This is a genomic window from Arthrobacter sp. SPT-J7 (assembly GCF_059089965.1).
Window position 1 is genome coordinate 1 of sequence record NZ_JBNHFF010000497.1, and the last position, 819, is coordinate 819.

An 819-nucleotide genomic window follows, 5' to 3' on the forward strand; every position below is an offset into this window, starting at 1 on the left:
GGGCACGGTCCAGCAGCGCGGGCAAGGCGCCGACGTTGTGGGTGCCAAAGACGGCATCCACCCAGGGCGCCTTCTTCAGGATGGTTTCCCGGTCCTTCTGGGCGAGGCAGCCCCCGACGGCGATCTGCATGCCGGGGTTTGCTGCCTTCACCGGGGCCAGGATGCCGAGGTTCCCATAAAGCTTATTGTCGGCGTTCTCACGAACCGCGCAGGTGTTGAACACCACCACGTCCGCCTGGCTGCCGTCTGCCGGCACGTAGCCGGCGTCCTCCAGCATGCCCGCCATGCGCTCTGAATCGTGCACGTTCATCTGGCAGCCAAAGGTGCGCACCTCATAGGTGCGGGGCTTTCCCGTGCCGGGTTCCGGAGCGGGGGCGGCCGAGGCGGCAGCACTGGACCCCGAAGACGGGCTGGTGCCGGAAAGAGGGGAAGGAATGGTCAAACTCACCTGTTAAGGGTACCGGTTCGGTGGCTCATGAGTGTCGGGAGCAGCGTGGGCATCAAGGACTTCGCCGACGATGCGGAACGCCTGGGACGGTTGGTAGCCTTTGCGCGCCAGCATGGACGCCAGCCGGCGCGTGGCTTTGTCGCGCTCCGCCCTGTCCTCAAGGTCAGTTCCGGGACGCAGCTTTCGCTCCACCAGGACTCGTGCGGCGGCTTCCTCGTCAGCGTCGGAGAGCTGCTCCAAGGCTGCGGCGGCAGTTTCGGGGTCGACCCCCTTTTCGGCAAGCTCCCGCCGGAGTGCGCCCTTGGCCAGCTTCCGGGACTGTGACCGGCTGCGCACCCACATGTCGGCGACTTCGGCATCATCGATGAGCC

The 819-nt window shown here is 66.5% G+C and carries 1 protein-coding gene and 1 pseudogene; both read right to left on the reverse strand.

From position 1 onward, the window contains the following. Nucleotides 1–448: pseudogene (locus tag AC5RWX_RS33865) on the reverse strand (tRNA (N6-isopentenyl adenosine(37)-C2)-methylthiotransferase MiaB); the annotation flags it as partial. Nucleotides 449–451: 3 nt separating this feature from the next. Further along, a partial coding sequence (locus AC5RWX_RS33870; RefSeq protein WP_494100514.1) for a regulatory protein RecX occupies nucleotides 452–819 on the reverse strand: 368 nt, incomplete at its 5' end.